Raw genomic sequence first — 19,088 nt, 5'->3', positions numbered from 1 at the left:
TTACGCCCGCTTCCTTGCGGGGGCCTTTCGCGCGGGCGCCTTCTTCGCCGGTTCCTTCCCGGCGTCCTTTTCGGGCGCTTTCTTCTTGCCCTCGACCGAGGCCTTGAGGGCGGCCATCAGGTCGATGACATTCGACCCGCGGTCGATGCCCGCCGGTTCCTCGACGTCCTCCAGAACTTTCTTGCCCTTGGCCTTCGCCTTCTTGGCGATCACGCGTTTCAGCGCGTCGACATAATGATTGTGATAATCCGATGCATCGAACTTGCCGCTCTTCTTGTCGATCAGCGTTTCGGCAAGGTCGAGGAGGTCTGCGTCAGGCTTTCCATTGCCGACGTCGCGAAAATAATTGGCGGCCTTGTTCACCTCGTCCGCGTAGCGCAGCACCTCGAGCACCAGCCCGCGCCCGCAGGGGCGCAGGCCTACAAGCTGTTCCTGCCCGCGCACCGAGAGCTGGCCGAGCCCCACCTTCTTCGTGCGCCGCAGCGCCTCGCGAAGGACGATATAGGCTTCTTCGGCCAATTCATCGGCGGGCACCACATAATAGGGTTTGGCGTAATAGAGGATGTCGATGTCGCTCGCGTCGACGAACTGGACGAGTTCGAGGGTGCGCTTGCTCTCGAGCTTGACCGCCTCGATCTCCTCATCCTCAAGAAGGACATAATTTCCCTTCGAGGTCTCATAGCCCTTGATGATGTCATCGGTGTCGATCGCGCCAATGCCGGGCACGATTTTCTCATAGCGGATCGGTTTGCCGCTCGGTTCGTGAATCTGGCGGAAGCTGATGCCCGCGCCCGACTTGGTCGCGGGGTAGATTTCGACGGGGATCGACACCAGCGCGAGCCGGATTTGCCCCTTCCAATAGGCGCGTGCGGCCATCGAGAGTCCTTTCGCTGCTTGCATCTCAAATGATCGGCGCGCCCGCGGGTTCCGCAGCTCATGCGCTGCGCCGACTTAACGCTCTTTTCATGCGGGCATGCGAGGATGGGAGCTCTTCGCATCGCGGGAAAATCTATGTCGTTCGTCCACGAGCTCCGCCGATTGCGCGCCGAGCATGCCGAGCTCTTGCGGCTCGCGCGCGCGCTCACCGAACTTCTGGGTGCATCCGCTGCACCGCCATCGGCTGTGATCGAGCCGGTACGCGAAGAGCTGCGCGGCACGTTGCGGCGGCATCTGAAATGCGAAGACTGGGCACTCTATCCGCGGCTGCGGGCGACTGGCGAGGCGGCAGCAGCCGATCTTGCGCGCGAATTTGCAGGCGCGATGGGCCATGCCGCGGACGATTACGACGATTACGAGCGGCGCTGGCCGCCTTCTCGGGTCGCGGCCGAATGGGACCGGTTCTGCGCGGAAAGCACCGCGATATTGGAAGCGATCACCGCGCGCATCGAACGCGAGAATCGCGAGCTTTATCCGGTGGTCGACCAGCTCGCCGGCGCGACGCTTTCGGCGTCGCGATGAAGACGCCGCGGTGTGCGCTTCCCGCCGCGGCGCAAGGCCCCCTTGATTTGCACTCTCCGCTCGCCTAGCCGCGCCGGGCAAGCCGGAGATTTTTTGAGATGACCGATACCCCGCCCGACCGCCTGTCGACCAATCCCAGGTCGCCCCATTTCGACATGGAGGTGCTCCAGCGTGGCATCGGCATCCGATTCAAGGGCAAGGAACGCACCGACGTCGAGGAATATTCGATCTCGGAAGGATGGATTCGCGTCGCTGCGGGCAAGTCGAAGGATCGTTTCGGTCAGCCGATGACGATCAAGCTCTCGGGCGAGGTCGAAGCCTGGTTCGAGGACGGGGCTGCGGAAAAGGGCGACGAGGGCTGAAGAGCCCTCTGTCGCAGGCAGTCGCCTGCAAGGTGATACCGTATCAGTTGCTCAGCGAAGCGGCGACCAGGTCGAGCCCGTTGCCAGGCTTCCAGTCATTCTTCGCCCACACCGGAGCGCTAAAGCTGCCGTCTTCACCCGAACGGCCGCTGGGATAGATGAAACCCTGCACCGGGTTGGCGCGCAGGCCAAGGTCCCCGATCGGCGCGTACCAGACGCGTACCATGCTCCAGTCGCCCGCATCGCTGACGTCGACGACGCGGACATTGCGCTCGATCTGGCCGCGCCGGCCGTTGATCGGCGACCAATTTGCATGGCTGATGAGGATTTCGCGCTCGTTCAAGACCTTCTCGACCACCGCGACATGTCCCATGGGCATGCTGCGCGTGCCGGCGAACGCCATGACGGCGCCCTTGCGGGGTTCCTGGCCGCGATCATAATCGCCAGCAGCTTGCGCCCACCAGGTTTTCGCATTGCCGCGAATTTCGACGCCCGATTCGGCGCGGGCGAAGGCAACGCACTGCAGATATTCGCGCGCCGCGCTCGGAACGCTCGTCATCAGACCGGTGAGTACCATCACCGATGCAGCGGCGGCACCGAAAAAGCGGCGAACGATCATGAAATGCGACCCCCCATTGGCTTGTCTTCAAGCGTTGAGGCCGGTGTGCGCGAAGCCGTGCATTGGGACCAGTGTGCAGCGATGAAATGCGGTGTGGCTGCGGCAAGCTGCGGAACCTTTCGGTAAGCTCTCCATCCGCCGCGCGGGGCCTGCAGCCTGTCGCTTGGCTGCGCCTTTTCAGGCCGCGGCGATGGAGCGCGATTCGGGGGGCCGGAAGAGGGTAAGCACGTCGCTCGCGGGCATCGGGCGTCCGTAATAATAGCCCTGGATATTGCTGCAGCCCAGGCTGCGGATCGTTTCGACCTCGCGCTCGGTCTCGGCGCCTTCTGCGGTGGTCGCCATGCCGAGGCTGTCCGCGAGCGCGACGACGGCGCGGATGATCGCGATCGACTCGGTGTGCCCCTTGGCGGCGCCGACAACGAAGGTCCGATCGACCTTGATTGTCGAGAACTGCGTCTTGCGAAGATAGCCGAGCGACGAATAGCCGGTACCGAAATCGTCGAGGCTGAGACGGATGCCGAGCGCGATGAGCTGGTCGAGCAATTGGGCCGCACCCCCGCCGTCGCGCAGGAACACGCTTTCGGTCACCTCGATCTCGAGCCTTTGGGGCGGGAGACCGCTCTGGGCGAGCGCGGAGACGACGAGCGAGGCAAATTTGGGGTCGGTGAGCTGTTCGGCCGAAACGTTGATCGCGACCTTGAGGTTCGAGGGCCAGCGCATCGCTTCGGCGCAGGCATTTCGCAGCACCCATTCACCGATCGGCGCGATCAGCCGGCTGTCCTCGGCGAGCGGGATGAAGCGGGCAGGCGAGACATTTCCGAGCGTCTGGTTGTTCCAGCGGATGAGCGCCTCGAAGCCGTTGAGCGTGCCATCTTCCGCAGTGACCACCGGCTGATAGTAAAGCTCGAACTCGCGGCGCTCGAGCGCACCGCGCAGTTCCTGCTCCATCACGCGCCGCTCCTCCGCCTGCGCGTGGAGCGAAGCCACATAGGGGGCGACGACATTGCCGCCCTTGTCCTTCGACTTGTAGAGCGCAAGATCGGCGTTGCGAGTGAGGGTTTCGACCGTCGCGCCGTCCTGCGGCCCCATCGCATAACCGATGCTCGCGCCGACGAAGAGCTGATGATTGTCGACGACATAGGGACGGCTCAGAACCGCGATGATCCGGTGCGCGATCGCTTCGGCCTCCGATGCGGAGCTGACGTCGTGGAGCACCACCGCAAACTCGTCTCCGCCGAGCCGGCCGCAGGTCATGTCACTGCCCATCAGGCTCTTGAGCCGGGTCGCGACCTGCGCGAGCAGCTGATCGCCGGTCGGGTGGCCGAGCGTATCATTGACAGCCTTGAAGCGGTCGAGGTCGATCATCATGAGCGCGCAGCGCGCTTTCATGCCCTGGGCATGCGCGAGCGCGCGGCCGAGGTCTTCGTGCAGGCTCAGCCGGTTGGGAAGGCCCGTGAGGTTGTCGAAACGCGCCATGCGGGCGATCTGCTCGGCCGATGCGCGCTGTTCGGTAACGTCGGAACCGACCCCGCGGAAACCGAGAAACTTGCCCTGATCATCGAGCCTCGGCGACGCGGAGAGTTCCCACCAGTGCGACTTGCCGCCGATCGTCACCGGGACGATCAGGTTGGAAAAGCTTTCGCGCCTTTTCATGCGCTCGGCGAGATCGTGAAGGCTCTTGGGAAAGTCGCCGGTTTCCCAGGCATCGCCCGCAAGCGCCTGAAGCAGCGGCATGCCTTCAAGAGCGTCGGGCGATGCACCGAATGCAAAGGCGAGGCGCGGGGAGACGTGAACGAGGCGGCGGCTGTTGTCGGTCTGCCACAGCCAGTCGGCCGATGTTTCCTCGAACTCGCGCAGCAGCAGACTGACCGTCTCGGTCTTCTCGTGCAGCGTTTCTTCTGCCCGGCGAAAGCGGATATGATTTTGCGCGAAACGAATGCAGAAGCCGCAAAGAAGGAGCCCCGCCACGAGCGCGATCACGGCGAGTTGCGGCGCTCCGGCGAGGACCAGCGCCGCCCCGGCCGACACGCTCACGGGCAGGATGAAGAGCGCGCAGGCGAGCGGAAGGCTGTGCGCGACCATCGCGAGAGTCAGCATCATCAGCAATGCGATCGGCCAGAGCGACAGGACATGCCCGAGCGTTGGCGATACACCCTCGAACCAGAAGGGAGCCGACCAGAGGAGCGCCGAATAGAGGGCGTGGCGGTGGCAGAGCCGGAAGATCGAGGCGCTCGAAAGTTTTGGATCTCCGAGCGGCAGAACGGCAAAGGAGCGACTGGACCAGAGGCTGAACAGCAGCGCGGTCGTCAGCCAGCCGCCCGCAAGTCCCCAGGGCAGGCGGGTCACCATGGTGAAGGCCGCGACGAGCGCCATGCCGATACCCATCCATAGCCGCAGCTTCCCCTTGCCGCGGAGCGGGGCAAGCTGAAGCTGACGCAGGTCACCGCTATCCTCGCTTCTCGGTCCCAGTCCCATCAGGGCGCGGGCGGAAACATCGTCGGCCGGTACATGGTCGGTTAGCAGGCTCTTCACAAAGCCCGTCATAGCGGCGCAGGGTTACCCGATGGTAACCGCGGCCGCGCTCTTCGGGGGCCATTTGTGCCGCTGCGGGACGAAAAGGCGAGGGCGCGCCGATGGAGGCAAACCTCCTGCCGGGCGGAGCTCGGCCATCGGCGGAGGGGGTATGCCTATGGCCAGGAGGCGAGGCCGCCCCCTGCCGATCGAATGATCGGGAGGTGGCGTCTACGCCGCGATCGCGAAGGGCTGGATTTCGCCGGCCAGATATTGCGCCCGCGCCTTCGACCGGCTGAGCTTGCCCGAACTCGTGCGCGGCAGCGTGCGCGGCGGGATGAGTTCGACAAGGCAGTTCATGCCGGTGATCGCCCGGACGCGCTCGCGAATCGTCTCGCGCAGCGCGAGGCGCTCGGCCTCGTCGCTGGTGCGGCACTGGACGAGTACCGCGGGGGTCTCCTCGCCTCCCGGCGCGGTAATCGCGAAGGCGGCAATGTCACCCGACTTGAAGCCGGGAAGCTGCTCGACCGCCCACTCGATATCCTGCGGCCAGTGATTCTTGCCGTTGATGATGATCATGTCCTTGGCGCGGCCCACGACATAGACATAGCCGTCCGACAGATAGCCCATGTCGCCTGTGTCGAGCCATCCGTCCGACATGCAGGCGGCGGTCGCCTCGGGGTCGCGGTAATAGCCCGTCATCAGCGACGGGCCTGTGCACCAGATCTTGCCGACCGTCTGGTCCGGAAGAACGTTTCCGGCCTCGTCGCGTACCTCGATCACCATATCCTTGACGGCCTTGCCGCAGTTGACGATCGCGCGGTAGCGGGTCGGCCGCCCGGCGTCGCCGGTGCCGCCCGAAAGCTCGGTCTCCTCGACCAGTTCCACCACAATGCCTTCACCCGGCGGCATGATGCTGACCGCGAGTGTTGCCTCGGCGAGGCCATAGCTCGGGAGGAAGGCACTCGCCTTGAAGCCCGCTTCGCCAAAGGCGTCGACGAAGCTCTGCATCACGTCGGGGCGGATCATGTCGGCGCCATTGCCGGCGACGCGCCAGCGCGAAAGGTCGAAACGCTCGGCGACATTGGTCTGGCTGGAAATGCGCCGCGCGCAGATGTCATAGCCGAAGGTCGGCGAATAGCTGAGGGTCGTGCCCTGGTTCCGGCTGATCAGATCGAGCCAGGCGAGCGGCCGCCGCGCGAAGTCTTCGGTCTTGAGATAGTCGACCGACACCTGATTGGCGACCGGCGACAGGAAGCAGCCGACGAGGCCCATATCATGATACCAGGGGAGCCATGACACGCATCGGTCGCTGTCCTGCAACTTCATGCCGTGCGCGTGCGCCGACAGATTGTTGAGGAGCGCGGCATGGGTGACTGCAACGCCGTGCGGAAAGCGCGTCGAGCCGCTGCTGTACTGAAGATAGCAGGTTGCATCGGGATTCTGCTGCGGCAGATCCGCGATCGGGGCAGCGCGGTTCTCGAACTCGCTCCAGTCGACGGGGGTGACCCCCTTCGCCTCGGCCGCCTCGGTCGCCATCGCCGCAATCTCGGGCGGGAAGAAGAGCATCGCCGGGTCGCAGCTTGAAAGCTGCACGGTGAGCTGGCCGACATAGGATTCGCGGCCGCCAAAGCTGGTCGGCAGCGGCAGCGGGACCGGCCATGCTCCTGCGTAGATTGTGCCAAAGAAGAGCGCAGCGAATTCGGGGCCGGTTTCCGCGATCAGCGCGATGCGGTCGCCCGGCTTGATGCCCGCGGCAATGAGCCGATAGGCGGCGCGCTTCGCATCCTCCCTGAGCTCGCGATAGCTGTAAGCGCGAACGAGCTTGCCGCGCGGATCATGAAAATTCAGTCCGCGCGTGCCCGCGGCAGCGTAATCAAGTGCTTCGCCCACGGTCGAAAAGTCCGAGAAACGGCGCGGCTGTGCGCATTCGGTGGGCGTAGGGACGAGTTCGTCCGCGGCGACATTGTTTTTTTCGGTCATAGGGGGTGCACAGTCCCGGGAAGCGGGGCGCGGGGCAACAAGCATCTCATCTTTCGGACCCATGACGCGCTCGGCGATCCCTTGCAAGTGGAACAAATCGGCCCTTTTCGGACCATGATGATCCGATATGGCGGCGCTGGTCGTTCTCAATCGGGCTTGACTGTGGCATAAACATGGCATGGGCCATGGCCACGCTCGATCCGTCCGACACCCAAAACCCCTCGACGCCGCCCGGCTCGACGAACTCGCGCTCGCCTATGTCGCGCGATTCGCAACCAGCCGGGCAAAGCTTGCGCGCTATCTCGCTCGAAAGATACGCGAATCCGACTGGCGCGACGGAGCAGACGCCATGACGTCATGCGAGGCTGCGGTCGCGAAGATGGAGCGGCTGGGCTTCGTCGACGATCAGCAATATGCTGCAATGCGCGGCGCGGCGATGACGCGGCGCGGTCTCGGCGAGCGGCGGGTGAGGGCGCAGCTGCGGATCGACGGGATCGGCGAGGGCGACGCCGGGGAGGCGATCGAAAACGCAAGAAAGGCGGCGCTCACGGCGGCGCTGGGCTTTGCGCGGCGGCGAAGGCTGGGGCCCTATGCCGCCGCCAGCGCGACCGACCCCGCGCTGCGCGAGCGCCAGGTCGCGGCTTTTGTCCGCGCCGGTCATTCGCCCAGCCTCGCGCGGCGTATCCTCGCGATCGGTCCGGGCGACGAGGCGGCGCTGGCAGCGCTGGACGAGGCCGCGGCGCTCGATTAGGACTTGCGCCCCTGCTGGCAAAAGGATGTGCCGATGCGCGTGATCTTGACCGCTCTAGCCCTGACGATGGCGATGCCGATGGCGGCGTGCGCCCGCGACAGCGACGCCCAGTCCGAAAGCGCGGCGACGATCCCGCTGACGATCGAGGCGGACGGCAAGACCCACAGGTTCAACGTCGAGGTCGCGCGCACCAGCGAGGAGCAGGCGCGCGGGCTGATGTTCCGCACCAGCCTTCCCGCCGACGGAGGCATGATCTTTCCCTTCCCGAGGCCTCGCATCGCGAGCTTCTGGATGAAGAACACGCTGATCCCGCTCGACATGATCTTCATCCGCTCTGACGGCAGCATCGACCGGATCGCCGAAAATACGATTCCCGAATCGCTCGACCCGGTTGTGAGCGGAGGGGAGGTCGCGGCCGTGCTCGAGCTTGCGGGGGGAACCGCGGCGAAACTCGGCCTCGACGAGGAGGCAAGGGTCAGCTGGAAGGATCGCTGAGGTCGGCGCATAAACGTCCCCTTCGCACCCTTTCGCGCTTGCGAAGCGCACGGCCTTGCCTGTAAACGCCGCAGCCATGAGCATCTTGGGCAAGATTTTCACCTGGTGGGACGGCGCGACCGTCGGCACATTATGGAATAGCTGGCGTACCGGCGAGAAAGTTGGCGAGGACGCGCTCGGCAACCGTTATTACCGCTCGCGCGACGGCAAGCGGCGCTGGGTCATCTACAAGGGGTCCAACGACGCGAGCCGCGTGCCGCCCGAATGGCACGGCTGGCTGCATCGCACGTTCGACGAACTGCCGGCTGAAGTGTTGCCCGCGCCGCGCGCGTGGCAGAAGGAGCCGACGCCAAACCTGACCGGAAGCCCCGGCGCCTATCGTCCCCAGGGTGCGCTCGAGCGCGGGGGACGCCGCGCAGCCGCGACCGGCGATTATGAGGCCTGGCGGCCCGGCGCCGAGTGAGAGCCGCGATGCCGCGCCCGCTCGTTCCCGCGCTCTTGCTGGCGCTGACGATTCCGGCGCTCGCGGGGTGCGACCGCACGAGCGACAAGCGTGGCAGCGAGGCCAAGACCGGCGAGATTGTGCGCTCCGAAGAGGTGCCGCAGGAAGTCGGCGGCATCGAAGGCGCGACCCCGATGGCCGAGCGCACCGCGGTGCTGGGCCTGCTCAACAAGCGAAACGGGCTGGTGCGCGAGCTTGAGATGAAACCTGGCGATACGGCGCGCGTCGGCCGCGCGATCGTGCGTCTGCGGGCCTGCGAACAGACTGCCCCTTGGGAAGACCCGCCGGAAACCGGCGCCTTCGTGCAGCTGAGCGTGCAGGATCAGCGCGACGACAAATGGTATCGTGTCTTTTCGGGCTGGATCTTCAGGGAGCGGCCGGAACGCAACATCATCCAGCACCCCATATTCGACGTTTATGTCAAAAGCTGCGCGATGACATATCCCGGCGGCGAGCCTGTCGCACGCTCGGCATCCAAAGCCGCATCGCCGGCCGCGCCCAAGGCGTCGAGCGCTCCCCAGTCGCCCGCGACGAATGGCGGTGAGGGAAGCTCAGCCCCGGAGGCAGCTGCGCCGGCCGCTCCTGCTCCGTCCGCGCCCGACAGCACCGAATAGAGCCGCGCGAGATAGTCGGCCTGCGGGATTTCGATCGCGCCGAGACTTGCAAGATGCGGGGTGATGAACTGGCAGTCGAGCAATTGCCAGCCGCCGGCGCGCAGCCGGGCGACAAGATGCGCGAGCGCGACCTTCGAAGCATCGCGGGCCCGGCTGACCATCGATTCGCCGAAAAAGGCGCGCCCCAGGGAGACGCCATAGAGCCCGCCTGCAAGTTCGCCATCCAGCCAGCACTCGACGCTATGCGCATGACCGAGGCGGAACAATCGCTCGTAGCTCGCCTTGATCACCGGATTGATCCACGTCGTCGGCCGGTCAGGTGCGGGCTCGGCGCAGAGCGCGAGCATTTCGCTGAAGACCCTGTCGGTAGTGACACGGAAACGGTCGGCGCAGATCACCTTCCTGAGGCTGCGCGACAGGCGAAAGCCGTCGAGCGGCAGGATCGCGCGCATACGCGGCTCGACCCAATGCACCGACGGGTCGTCGGCCCCGTCCGCCATCGGGAACAGCCCCTGCGCATAGGCACTGAGCAGCAGCGCGGGGTCGATCGTCTCCTGGTGCCGTGTCAGTTTGCAGGCTTCACGAACTTGAGGGTCATGCGGTCGGATTCGCCAATCGCGAGATAGGTGTCGCGTCCGTCCTCCTTCTGGTTCAGCGTCGGAGGCAGCGTCCAGACCCCGCCCGGATAATCATGCGTATCCTTAGGGTTGGCATTGACCTCGCTCTCGCCCGCGAGCTTGAAGCCCGCCGCTTCGGCGAAGCCTATAATCGAGGAGCGTTTCATATAGCCGCTTTTTTCCTCGAGCGCTGAATCCATCGTCTCGGGCAGGCGATGCTCGACGATGCCAAGCGTGCCGCCGGGCTTCAGCATTGCAAAGATCTGCCGGAACGCCTCGGCGGCCTTGTCGCTTCCCGAAAAGCGCCAGTTGTGGACATTGCGGAAGGTCAGCACGGCGTCGGCGCTTTCGTCGGGAACCTTGGCGCCCTCGAGGTGCGGAAATTCGGCTGGCTGGATTGCGCCATAGATCTCGGGTTTTTCGGCCTGCCACGTCTCGATTGTCTTGAGCCGCCCTGCGGGAGCTGCGGCATAGAGCCGGCCGCCGCCAGCGTTGACGAATGGAGCGAGTATTTCGGTATACCAGCCGCCGCCTGGCCACAGTTCGACGATCGTGTCGCCCGGTTTCACACCGAAAAAGCCAAGCGTTTCGGCAGGGTGGCGGTAGGCATCGCGCGCGGTGTTTGCGGGCGTGCGGCTCGGCGCCGCGACAGCCGCCGCGATCGCATCTTCGCCCTTTTCAGTCGCTTCCTGCGCCGCCGCGCTTCCCGCGAACCCCGCAAAGGCGGCGCAGGCGGCGATCAGAAGGGCACTTGCAACAGAAGGTAAATGACGCATATCCGCACCTCTCGGCTGGGGTGGACCGGCCGGGCCGGCTCCGCTTGGGAGCGGCCATAGTGCGAAGGGAGCGGGGTCAATGCAAGTGTCCATGCTGTCGGTCAGCATCGGCGCTGCTGCGCTGTTCGGTTTTGCTGAAATCGCAGATTGGCGCCGCCGCAATCGCCGCGACGTCGACAATGTCGGCTTCATGCCGTGGCGCGGAATCGCGCTCGCTTCGGTCGCGGTCGCGCTCTTGAGCGCTGCGGTGTGGCTGCACCAGGGATAACCCGCCGGCCTGCGTGCATGCCCGGTCCTTGCCAGGTCAGAGGCACGCCTCGAGGAATGGCTGGTCAAAGCCGAACTGGCGCGCCTTTTCCAGCGTATAGGGACGCAGGCCCATCGAGCGATATTCGCCGACGATCTTCCCGTCCTTGTCTTCGTCCAGATACTCGAACTTGAACAATTCCTGGGTGACGATGACATCGCCTTCCATGCCGATCACCTCGGTCACGTTGGTGACGCGGCGCGAGCCATCGCGCAGACGCTTGATCTGGATGATCAGGTCGACCGAATCGGCGATCTGCTTCGAGATCGCTTCCTTTGGAATCTTGATGTCGCCCATCAGCACCATATTTTCCATACGGCCGAGGCATTCGCGCGGGCTGTTCGAGTGGAGCGTACACATCGACCCGTCGTGACCGGTGTTCATCGCGGCGAGGAGGTCGAAACACTCGGCGCCGCGAACCTCGCCCATGATGATGCGGTCGGGGCGCATACGCAGCGCGTTCTTGACAAGGTCGCCCATGTGGATCGCGCCATTGCCCTCGAGGTTCGCGGGGCGCGTTTCGAGCGGCAGCCAGTGCGGCTGCTGCAGGCGAAGTTCGGCGGCGTCCTCTATCGTCAGGACGCGTTCGCCGGGGTCGATCATCTTGGAAAGGGCATTGAGCATCGTCGTCTTGCCCGAGCCCGTGCCGCCCGAGATCACGATGTTGAAACGGCTGGCGCCTGCAATCTTCAGCGCGGTGCACATCTTCTGGCTCATCGCGCCCCATTGGCATAGCATGTCGAGCGTAATCGGTTTGGCCGAGAATTTACGGATCGAGATGGCCGTGCCGCGCAAGCTGAGCGGCGGGACGATGACGTTGACACGGCTGCCGTCCTTGAGGCGCGCGTCGGCGAGCGGGGTGGTCTGGTCGACGCGGCGGCCGACCTGGTTGCAGATGCGCTGCGCGATCTGGAAGAGATGCTGCTCGTCGCGGAACTGGATAGGTGCAAGAACGAGCTGACCCTTGCGCTCGACATAGGTCTGGTAAGGTCCGTTGACCATGATGTCGCTGATGTCCGGATCGGCGAGCAATTCTTCCAGCGGGCCGAAGCCGAGCAGCTCGTCGACGAGCACCTTTTCGAGGGCGAACTGCTCGCGCCGGTTGAGCGTGATGCGAAGCTCAGCGAGCACTTCGAGGATGATCGGGCGGAATTCCTCGGTGAGCTCATCCTTGCTCAGCGTCGCCGCCGCTTCAGGATCCACGCGTTCAAGCAGGCGCGGAAGCACCTGCTCCTTGATCTTGTGAACCGACGCTTCGAAGCCCTGCAGCTTTTCGGGCTCCATCGCCTCGGCGCTCGAGCGCTGGTTCAGCCGGTCCATCGCCTCGAGTTCGGGGCTGAGCGGACTCGACAGGGGCTCGGCGATCGGCGCGGTGTCGAGCGCGGGGAACTGGCCACCGCCGACGGCACCCCCCTGCATCGGCTTGGCTACGCCAAAGGCGGGGCGGCCTGCTGTTCCCGGTCGGCGTCCGAATGCACTCATCGTTTCACCTTGCTTCGCTTTGGTCTCAAGCGGGGATAGCCGCGGTTTTCGCAAGCGAACCCTCATCGGCCAGGGTGAATAAGAGGGAAACTTTGATATTCTCCTAATGCCGTTCGGGGACACAGCGGGCGAAGAAGGGGAATAAGGATGCGAATCATCATCTTGGGGCTCGCGGGCTTGCTTTCTGCGTCACCTCTTGCCGCCGCCGATTCGCCCGAATCGCCGCGCTGGATGACGGGGGCGTGGGAGCAAAACCGCCCCGAAGGGCAATGGGCGGACGAATATTGGACCCCGCCCCGCGGCGGTCTCATGATCGGCGCGGCGCGCATCGGCAAGGGCGATAAGGCGGTGGTCTTCGAACATATGCGGATCATCCGGAGGGATGATGGCACCCTCGTCTTCCTTGCCCAGCCTTTCGGGCGTCCGGCGGTGGAATTCCCCACGGTCGACGCGGGGAGTACGATGATCGAGTTTGCAAACCCCGCGCATGATTATCCGCAGCGCATCCGCTATTGGCGCGAGGGCGACCGGTTAAAGGCGCGCATCTCGCGAATGGACGGCAGCCAGGCGGAGGAATGGGACTATGGCCCGATGGGCGGCGCGACCCCGGCGCAGGCTAGGCCCCGCTAGTGCGGCAGGCATCCGATCAATCCGCAAGTGTGCCCCAGGGACGACGACGGAACGCGGATTTTTCACTCGGCCAAAGAAAAGGGGACCCAAGAAGTCCCCTTTAATTCTGATAATGCCGAGCGGCGTCAGGCCGCGATATGCTCGGCGAGCACAGTCAGCCCGGTCTCGTTGACTTCGGCGAAGCCACCTTCGACCTCGATCGTCTCGGGCTCGGCGCCATTGGTGGCATAGATGGTCAGCGGGCCGTTGCGCAGTGTCGCCATGAAGGGCGCGTGGCCTTCGAGCACCGAGAAATCGCCCTCGCTGCCCGGCACGGTAACCATATAGACGTTGCTCGACCGCTCGAGGCGGGCGGGGGTGACGAGTTCGAACTTCAGGGCCATGATCTGTCCTTCGACCCCTCCCGAGGGGGGAGGGGGCAATGATTACGCTTCTTCGGCGAGCTTTGCAGCCTTGGCGACCGCTTCGTCGATCCCGCCGACCATGTAGAAGGCTGCTTCGGGCAGATGGTCATATTCGCCGTCGACAACCGCCTTGAACGACTTCACCGTGTCCTCGATCGCAACGAACTTGCCGGGGATGCCGGTGAAGACTTCGGCAACGTGGAACGGCTGCGACAGGAAGCGCTGGATCTTGCGCGCGCGGGCGACGACAAGCTTATCTTCTTCCGAAAGCTCGTCCATGCCGAGGATCGCGATGATGTCCTGGAGCGACTTGTACTTCTGCAGCGTTTCCTGAACGCGGCGGGCGGTCTCATAATGCTCCTGGCCGACGACGGCGGGCGTCAGCACGCGCGAGGTCGAGTCGAGCGGGTCGACGGCCGGATAGATGCCAAGCTCCGAAATCGCACGGCTCAGCGTCGTCGTCGCGTCGAGGTGCGCGAAGGAGGTTGCAGGCGCGGGGTCGGTCAAGTCGTCCGCGGGAACGTAAATGGCCTGCACCGAGGTGATCGAGCCCTTGGTGGTCGAGGTAATGCGCTCCTGCAGCGCGCCCATGTCGGTCGACAGGGTCGGCTGATAGCCCACCGCCGAGGGGATACGGCCGAGCAGCGCCGACACTTCCGAACCCGCCTGGGTGAAGCGGAAGATGTTGTCGACGAAGAAGAGCACGTCCTGCCCTTCCTGGTCGCGGAAATATTCCGCCATGGTGAGGCCCGACAATGCGACGCGGGCGCGCGCACCCGGGGGTTCGTTCATCTGGCCGAACACCAGCGCCACCTTCGACCCGTCGGGGGTCGGATTGCCGTCGGCGTCCTTGGCAATAACGCCGGCGTCGAGGAACTCATGGTAGAGGTCGTTGCCTTCACGGGTGCGTTCACCGACGCCCGCGAACACCGAAACGCCGCCGTGACCCTTGGCGATATTGTTGATCAGCTCCTGGATGAGAACGGTCTTGCCGACGCCGGCACCGCCGAAGAGGCCGATCTTGCCGCCCTTGGCATAGGGAGCGATCAGGTCGATCACCTTGATGCCCGTAACGAGGATCGAGGCTTCGGTCGACTGGTCGACGAACTCGGGGGCCTTGGCGTGGATCGGCGCCTTCATGTCGCTGGTGACGGGGCCGCGCTCGTCGATCGGGTCGCCAATGACGTTGAGGATGCGACCAAGCGTCTGCGGACCGACGGGGACCGAAATCTGCGCGCCGGTGTCGATCACCGGCTGCCCGCGGGTCAGGCCGTCGGTGGCGTCCATCGCAATGGTGCGAACGGTGTTCTCGCCGAGGTGCTGCGCGACTTCAAGGACAAGGCGGCTGCCGTTGTTGTCGGTTTCGAGCGCGTTCAAAATGGCCGGCAGCGGACCGGTGAACTGAACGTCGACGACGGCGCCGATAACCTGCGCGACGCGGCCCGTCGCAGTGCCGGCGGGCGCAGCCGTCTTCGCTGCTGCGGCCTTCTTCGGCGCGGCGGCCTTGGGCGCGGCCGCCTTCTTGGCGGGAGCCTTCTTCTCGGGGGCAGGTGCGGTTGCCATGGTCTTCTTCCTTGGGTTGATCGGTTAGAGCGCTTCGGCGCCCGCGATGATTTCGATGAGTTCGGTGGTGATCGCCGCCTGACGGGTGCGGTTGTAAACGATCGTCAGCTTGTTGATCAGTTCGCCTGCGTTGCGCGTCGCATTGTCCATAGCGGTCATCGACGCCCCCTGCTCGGAGGCAGCGTTTTCAAGGAGGCCCTTGAAGATCTGGATCGTGACGTTGCGCGGCAGGAGGTCGGCGAGGATCGCTTCCTCGTCGGGCTCATATTCGACCGCAGCGCCGCTTGCCACCGGCGCTTCGGCGGGCGGCGGGACCGGGATCATCTGCTGCCCGGTGGCGACCTGAAGCAGCGCGGAGCGGAACTTCGAATAGAAAAGGTGCGCCACGTCGAAGGCACCGGCTTCATAAAGCTCCATCACCTTCGCCGAGATTTCGCTCGCCTGTTCAAAGCCGATGTCGCGGATGCCCGTCGTCTCATATTGCTCAATGATCTGGCCGGGGAAAAGGCGCGCGATCACCGGGCGGCCCTTGCGGCCGACGAGGTAGAACAGCACCTTCTTGCCCTCGGCCTGCAGTTCGAGGGCCTTGTCGCGCGCGGCCTTGACGATGTTCGAGTTGAACGCGCCGGCCAGGCCGCGGTCGCTGTTGAGCACGACGAGCAGGTGGGTGTCGCTCTTGCCGGTGCCCGCGAGCAGCTTCGGCGCCGAATCCGACGCGCCGACCTTCGATGCGAGGCTCGCGACAACGCCTTCGAGGCGCTCGGCATAGGGGCGCGCGGCCTCGGCCGCGGCCTGCGCCTTGCGCAGCTTTGCTGCGGCGACCATTTTCTTGGCCTTGGTGATCTTCTGGGTCGACTTGACCGAGACGATGCGCCCTTTGAGTTCCTTAAGCGATGCCATTACGGCCCCTCTTGTTCGTCAGCCCGGCGCAACCGGCCGGGCTCACGGTCACACTTGGCTTACGCGAAAATCTTGGCGAACGCGTCGAGCGCTTCGACGAGACCCTTCTTGGCATCGTCGCCAAGATCCTTGCTGTCGCGGATGGCCTTCAGCACCTGCGGATGGTCGCTGCGCAGATAGGCGAGCATTGCCTGTTCATAGCGCGACACGTCGCCGGTGGCGACATTGTCGAGATAGCCATTGGTGCCGGCGAAGATCGACGCGGTCTGCTCCTCGAACGGCATCGGCTGAAACTGCGGCTGCTTCAGCAGCTGCGTCAGACGCGCGCCGCGATTGAGCAGCTTCTGCGTCGACGCGTCGAGATCAGACCCGAACTGCGCGAAGGCTTCCATTTCGCGATATTGGGCGAGCTCGAGCTTGATCGAGCCCGACACCTTCTTCATGGCCTTGGTCTGCGCGGCCGAGCCGACGCGGCTCACCGACAAGCCGACGTTGATCGCCGGGCGGATGCCCGCGTTGAAGAGGTTGGTCTCAAGGAAGATCTGGCCGTCGGTGATCGAAATCACGTTGGTCGGAATATAGGCCGAAACGTCGCCCGCCTGCGTCTCGATGATCGGCAGCGCGGTCAGCGAACCCGAGCCATTGTCCGCGTTCATCTTCGCAGCGCGCTCAAGGAGGCGGCTGTGGAGATAGAAGACGTCGCCGGGATAGGCTTCGCGGCCCGGCGGACGGCGGAGCAGAAGCGACATCTGGCGATAGGCAACCGCCTGCTTCGACAGGTCGTCATAGACGATCACGGCATGCATGCCGTTGTCGCGGAAATATTCGCCCATCGTGCAGCCGGTGTAAGGCGCGAGGAACTGGAGGGGTGCGGGTTCCGACGCGGTCGCGGCGACCACGATCGAATATTCCATCGCACCATTCTCTTCGAGCTGGCGGACGATCTGCGCGACGGTCGAGCGCTTCTGGCCGACGGCGACGTAGATGCAGTAGAGCTTCTTGCTCTCATCGTCGCCCTTGTTGGCTTCCTTCTGGTTGATGAAGGTGTCGATCGCAACGGCGGTCTTGCCGGTCTGGCGGTCGCCGATGATCAGCTCACGCTGGCCGCGACCGACGGGGACGAGGGCGTCGAGGGCCTTGAGGCCGGTCTGGACGGGTTCGTGGACCGACGTACGCGGGATGATGCCGGGAGCCTTCACTTCGACGCGCATGCGCTTTTCGGCGACGATCGGGCCCTTGCCGTCGATCGGATTGCCAAGGCCATCGACGACGCGGCCGAGCAGGCCCTTGCCGACGGGAACGTCGACGATGGTGCCGGTGCGCTTGACGGTGTCGCCTTCCTTGATCTCGGCGTCCGAGCCGAAGATCACGATGCCGACGTTGTCGGCTTCAAGGTTCAGGGCCATGCCCTTCACACCATTGGCGAACTCGACCATTTCACCGGCCTGGACATTGTCGAGGCCGTGGACGCGGGCGATGCCGTCGCCGACCGAGAGCACCGAACCGATTTCGCTGACCGTGGCGTCGGTCCCGAAATTGGCGATCTGGTCCTTGATGACCTTGCTGATTTCAGCGGCGCGGATTTCCATTATTCAGCCTTTCATCGCAGTCGCGAAGCTATTGAGACGGGTACGGATGCTGCCGTCGATCAGCTGGCTGCCCAGCTGGACGACGAGACCGCCGAGAATGGCGGGGTCGACGGTCGTTGCGATGCTGACATCGCGGCCGACACGGGTCTTGAGATTGGCGGCGAGCGCCTTGACTTGCTCTGCGCTCAGCGGATGCGCACTGGTGACCTTGGCCGTCACCTCACCGCGGTGCGCTGCAACGATCGCGTCGAAGGCGTCGATCATGCCGGAAAGATCGGCGAGGCGGCGATTCTGCGCGAGCACGCCGAGGAAATTGGTCGTCAGCGAATCGAGCTGCATCGCCTTTGCGACAGCGGCGACGGCCTTCGCGGCGTCGCTGCGGCTGACGACCGGGCTTGCAGCAAGCGCGGCAAGATCGGCCGAATCGGCGAGGCCCTGGCGCAGCGCCGCGAGGCTCTTCTGAACGCTGTCGATGGCGTTGGATTCGCGCGCCAGATCGAACAGCGCGCTGGCATAGCGACCCGTAAGGCCCGCCGTGATGTTGCCCTGAATGCCGCCGGAATTCTCCACGCGCAAAAGTCCTTCTCTACGATCCCGAGGGGGATGGCTGCGCGGATTTACATGGTCTCCGAAGAGGCCCCCCGCTGCACAGTCGCGGCGCGCGTAGCAACGATTTTGTTGCAATGCAAGGTGGGGGAGGAAGGAATCACACCGGCTTTCCCGGCCCGCTTCTTTCCGGCCTGTGCGGCTGCGCCCTGCGCGCTTGTCGAAGGGCACAGCTTTCTCCACAAAGGCGGAGAAAGAACAGCCTTGGCTCCCGAGGAACAGCGCGAAGAGGAAAGAGTGATGGGCGAGACTATCCGCATGACGATGGACGATGGGGCGGATATTGCCGTCTATCACGCCCGGCCCGAAGGCGACCGCCGCGCAGGCCTGGTGCTGATCCAGGAAATCTTCGGGGTCACCGACCATATTCGCGAGCTGTGCGACGAATATGCCGCCGACGGCTATGAGGTCCTCTCCCCCGCGCTCTTCGACCGCGAGCATCCGGGGTTCGAAAGCGACTATTCGGGGCCGCAGTTTGAAAGAGCGGTGGAACTTGCGCGTCAGCTTCATCCCTTCGAGCAGAGCCTGAAGGATGCCCAAAGCTGCATCGACGCGCTCAAAGGGAAAGGCCCGGTCTTCATCACCGGCTATTGCTATGGCGGGTCGGTCGCGTGGAGGATGGCACAGATCAGCCCCGACCTCGCTGCCGCATCGGCCTATTATGGCAGCCTCGTGCCGACGCAATTTGCCAGCGAGGCGCCGCGATGTGCAGCGATCGCGCATTTCGGCCGGTACGATGCAGGAATCCCCATGGAGGGGGTCGAGGCCCTGATCGCAAGGGACCACCCGACCGCGCAGGTTTTCGTCTATGAAGCAGGGCACGGCTTCAACAGCGACCGCCGCAAGGATTATCACGAGCCGAGCGCAGAGCTGGCGCGCGAGCGCACGCTCATGCTGTTCAAGGCGTGCGGAGGTTAGA

Annotated in this window: 20 protein-coding genes and 1 pseudogene; 9 read left to right on the top strand and 12 right to left on the bottom strand. The window is 64.6% G+C overall.

What is annotated here, in order from left to right:
- Nucleotides 1-876 carry a non-homologous end joining protein Ku gene (gene ku, locus LH20_RS16680; protein ID WP_053555207.1) on the bottom strand — a complete coding sequence of 292 codons (876 nt, stop codon included), beginning with the start codon at nucleotides 874-876 and terminating at the stop codon, nucleotides 1-3.
- A 135-nt stretch (nucleotides 877-1,011) separates the two neighbouring features.
- Here ku and LH20_RS16675 point away from each other — a divergent pair, with 135 nt between their 5' ends.
- Together LH20_RS16675 and LH20_RS16670 are read left to right on the top strand one after the other, a co-directional pair.
- Nucleotides 1,012-1,458 carry a hemerythrin domain-containing protein gene (locus LH20_RS16675; RefSeq protein WP_053555206.1) on the top strand — a complete coding sequence of 149 codons (447 nt, stop codon included), beginning with the start codon at nucleotides 1,012-1,014 and terminating at the stop codon, nucleotides 1,456-1,458.
- Between the two features lie 98 nt (nucleotides 1,459-1,556).
- Complete coding sequence (locus LH20_RS16670) at nucleotides 1,557-1,820, top strand: DUF3297 family protein (protein WP_053555205.1); 264 nt, start codon at nucleotides 1,557-1,559, stop codon at nucleotides 1,818-1,820.
- 43 nt (nucleotides 1,821-1,863) lie between these two features.
- On the opposite strand, the gene LH20_RS16665 is transcribed toward LH20_RS16670, so the two are convergent.
- The 3 genes from LH20_RS16665 to LH20_RS16655 form a co-directional block, all read right to left on the bottom strand.
- On the bottom strand, nucleotides 1,864-2,439 hold the full coding sequence (locus tag LH20_RS16665; RefSeq protein ID WP_053555204.1) for a CHAP domain-containing protein: 576 nt from the start codon (nucleotides 2,437-2,439) through the stop codon (nucleotides 1,864-1,866).
- Between the two features lie 177 nt (nucleotides 2,440-2,616).
- Complete coding sequence (locus LH20_RS16660) at nucleotides 2,617-4,983, bottom strand: putative bifunctional diguanylate cyclase/phosphodiesterase (RefSeq protein WP_053555203.1); 2,367 nt, start codon at nucleotides 4,981-4,983, stop codon at nucleotides 2,617-2,619.
- A 198-nt stretch (nucleotides 4,984-5,181) separates the two neighbouring features.
- Entirely contained in the window at nucleotides 5,182-6,933 is a 1,752-nt protein-coding gene (locus LH20_RS16655) for a fatty acyl-AMP ligase (protein WP_053555202.1), read from the bottom strand.
- Nucleotides 6,934-7,111: 178 nt separating this feature from the next.
- Between LH20_RS16655 and LH20_RS16650 the strand changes: the two genes are divergently transcribed.
- From LH20_RS16650 to LH20_RS24265, 4 genes and pseudogenes are all read left to right on the top strand, one after another.
- Nucleotides 7,112-7,684, top strand: a complete 573-nt coding sequence (locus tag LH20_RS16650; RefSeq protein WP_053555201.1) for a RecX family transcriptional regulator — start codon at nucleotides 7,112-7,114, stop codon at nucleotides 7,682-7,684.
- A 33-nt stretch (nucleotides 7,685-7,717) separates the two neighbouring features.
- The gene (locus LH20_RS16645; protein ID WP_053555200.1) at nucleotides 7,718-8,179 is read left to right on the top strand and encodes a DUF192 domain-containing protein; all 462 of its coding nucleotides are present in this window, start codon (nucleotides 7,718-7,720) and stop codon (nucleotides 8,177-8,179) included.
- 76 nt (nucleotides 8,180-8,255) lie between these two features.
- Nucleotides 8,256-8,642: an NADH:ubiquinone oxidoreductase subunit NDUFA12 gene (locus tag LH20_RS16640; RefSeq protein ID WP_053555199.1), complete on the top strand. Its 387-nt coding sequence runs from the start codon at nucleotides 8,256-8,258 to the stop codon at nucleotides 8,640-8,642.
- Between the two features lie 8 nt (nucleotides 8,643-8,650).
- A pseudogene (locus tag LH20_RS24265) lies at nucleotides 8,651-9,052 on the top strand (DUF2155 domain-containing protein); the annotation flags it as partial.
- A 44-nt stretch (nucleotides 9,053-9,096) separates the two neighbouring features.
- Here LH20_RS24265 and aat read toward each other — a convergent pair.
- Together aat and LH20_RS16625 are read right to left on the bottom strand one after the other, a co-directional pair.
- The gene (gene aat / locus LH20_RS16630; RefSeq protein WP_053555197.1) at nucleotides 9,097-9,864 is read right to left on the bottom strand and encodes a leucyl/phenylalanyl-tRNA--protein transferase; all 768 of its coding nucleotides are present in this window, start codon (nucleotides 9,862-9,864) and stop codon (nucleotides 9,097-9,099) included.
- Nucleotides 9,861-10,688: a class I SAM-dependent methyltransferase gene (locus tag LH20_RS16625; protein WP_053555196.1), complete on the bottom strand. Its 828-nt coding sequence runs from the start codon at nucleotides 10,686-10,688 to the stop codon at nucleotides 9,861-9,863. Before LH20_RS16625 ends, aat begins: the two co-directional genes overlap by 4 nt.
- Before the next feature lie 79 nt (nucleotides 10,689-10,767).
- On the opposite strand from LH20_RS16625, the gene LH20_RS16620 reads away from it, so the two are divergent.
- Nucleotides 10,768-10,956, top strand: a complete 189-nt coding sequence (locus LH20_RS16620; protein WP_053555195.1) for a hypothetical protein — start codon at nucleotides 10,768-10,770, stop codon at nucleotides 10,954-10,956.
- 36 nt (nucleotides 10,957-10,992) lie between these two features.
- Here the strand turns inward: LH20_RS16620 and LH20_RS16615 are convergent, their stop codons facing one another.
- Nucleotides 10,993-12,477: a CpaF family protein gene (locus tag LH20_RS16615; RefSeq protein ID WP_053555194.1), complete on the bottom strand. Its 1,485-nt coding sequence runs from the start codon at nucleotides 12,475-12,477 to the stop codon at nucleotides 10,993-10,995.
- Between the two features lie 147 nt (nucleotides 12,478-12,624).
- Between LH20_RS16615 and LH20_RS16610 the strand changes: the two genes are divergently transcribed.
- Complete coding sequence (locus LH20_RS16610) at nucleotides 12,625-13,107, top strand: DUF6265 family protein (RefSeq protein WP_235527005.1); 483 nt, start codon at nucleotides 12,625-12,627, stop codon at nucleotides 13,105-13,107.
- Nucleotides 13,108-13,232: 125 nt separating this feature from the next.
- Here LH20_RS16610 and LH20_RS16605 read toward each other — a convergent pair whose 3' ends face one another.
- The 5 genes from LH20_RS16605 to LH20_RS16585 are packed head-to-tail and all read right to left on the bottom strand — an operon-like array spanning nucleotide 13,233 to nucleotide 18,133.
- Nucleotides 13,233-13,490, bottom strand: a complete 258-nt coding sequence (locus LH20_RS16605; RefSeq protein WP_053555193.1) for an ATP synthase F1 subunit epsilon — start codon at nucleotides 13,488-13,490, stop codon at nucleotides 13,233-13,235.
- A 42-nt stretch (nucleotides 13,491-13,532) separates the two neighbouring features.
- Nucleotides 13,533-15,074 carry a F0F1 ATP synthase subunit beta gene (atpD, locus tag LH20_RS16600; RefSeq protein ID WP_083455462.1) on the bottom strand — a complete coding sequence of 514 codons (1,542 nt, stop codon included), beginning with the start codon at nucleotides 15,072-15,074 and terminating at the stop codon, nucleotides 13,533-13,535.
- Nucleotides 15,075-15,098: 24 nt separating this feature from the next.
- Complete coding sequence (locus LH20_RS16595; protein WP_053555192.1) at nucleotides 15,099-15,974, bottom strand: F0F1 ATP synthase subunit gamma; 876 nt, start codon at nucleotides 15,972-15,974, stop codon at nucleotides 15,099-15,101.
- 59 nt (nucleotides 15,975-16,033) lie between these two features.
- Nucleotides 16,034-17,563 (bottom strand): F0F1 ATP synthase subunit alpha, encoded by a 1,530-nt coding sequence (gene atpA / locus LH20_RS16590; protein ID WP_053555191.1) that lies wholly within the window; start codon nucleotides 17,561-17,563, stop codon nucleotides 16,034-16,036.
- Between the two features lie 3 nt (nucleotides 17,564-17,566).
- A complete protein-coding gene (locus tag LH20_RS16585; protein WP_053556339.1) occupies nucleotides 17,567-18,133 on the bottom strand; it encodes a F0F1 ATP synthase subunit delta in 567 nt (188 codons plus the stop codon).
- 276 nt (nucleotides 18,134-18,409) lie between these two features.
- Between LH20_RS16585 and LH20_RS16580 the strand changes: the two genes are divergently transcribed.
- Nucleotides 18,410-19,087, top strand: a complete 678-nt coding sequence (locus LH20_RS16580) for a dienelactone hydrolase family protein (RefSeq protein ID WP_053555190.1) — start codon at nucleotides 18,410-18,412, stop codon at nucleotides 19,085-19,087.
- The last annotated feature ends 1 nt before the right edge of the window (nucleotide 19,088 follow it).

This window comes from Sphingopyxis sp. 113P3 (assembly GCF_001278035.1).
Lineage (GTDB): Bacteria > Pseudomonadota > Alphaproteobacteria > Sphingomonadales > Sphingomonadaceae > Sphingopyxis.
Note: the sequence above shows the minus strand (reverse complement) of the source record. Positions and strands in the feature narration are given on the sequence as shown.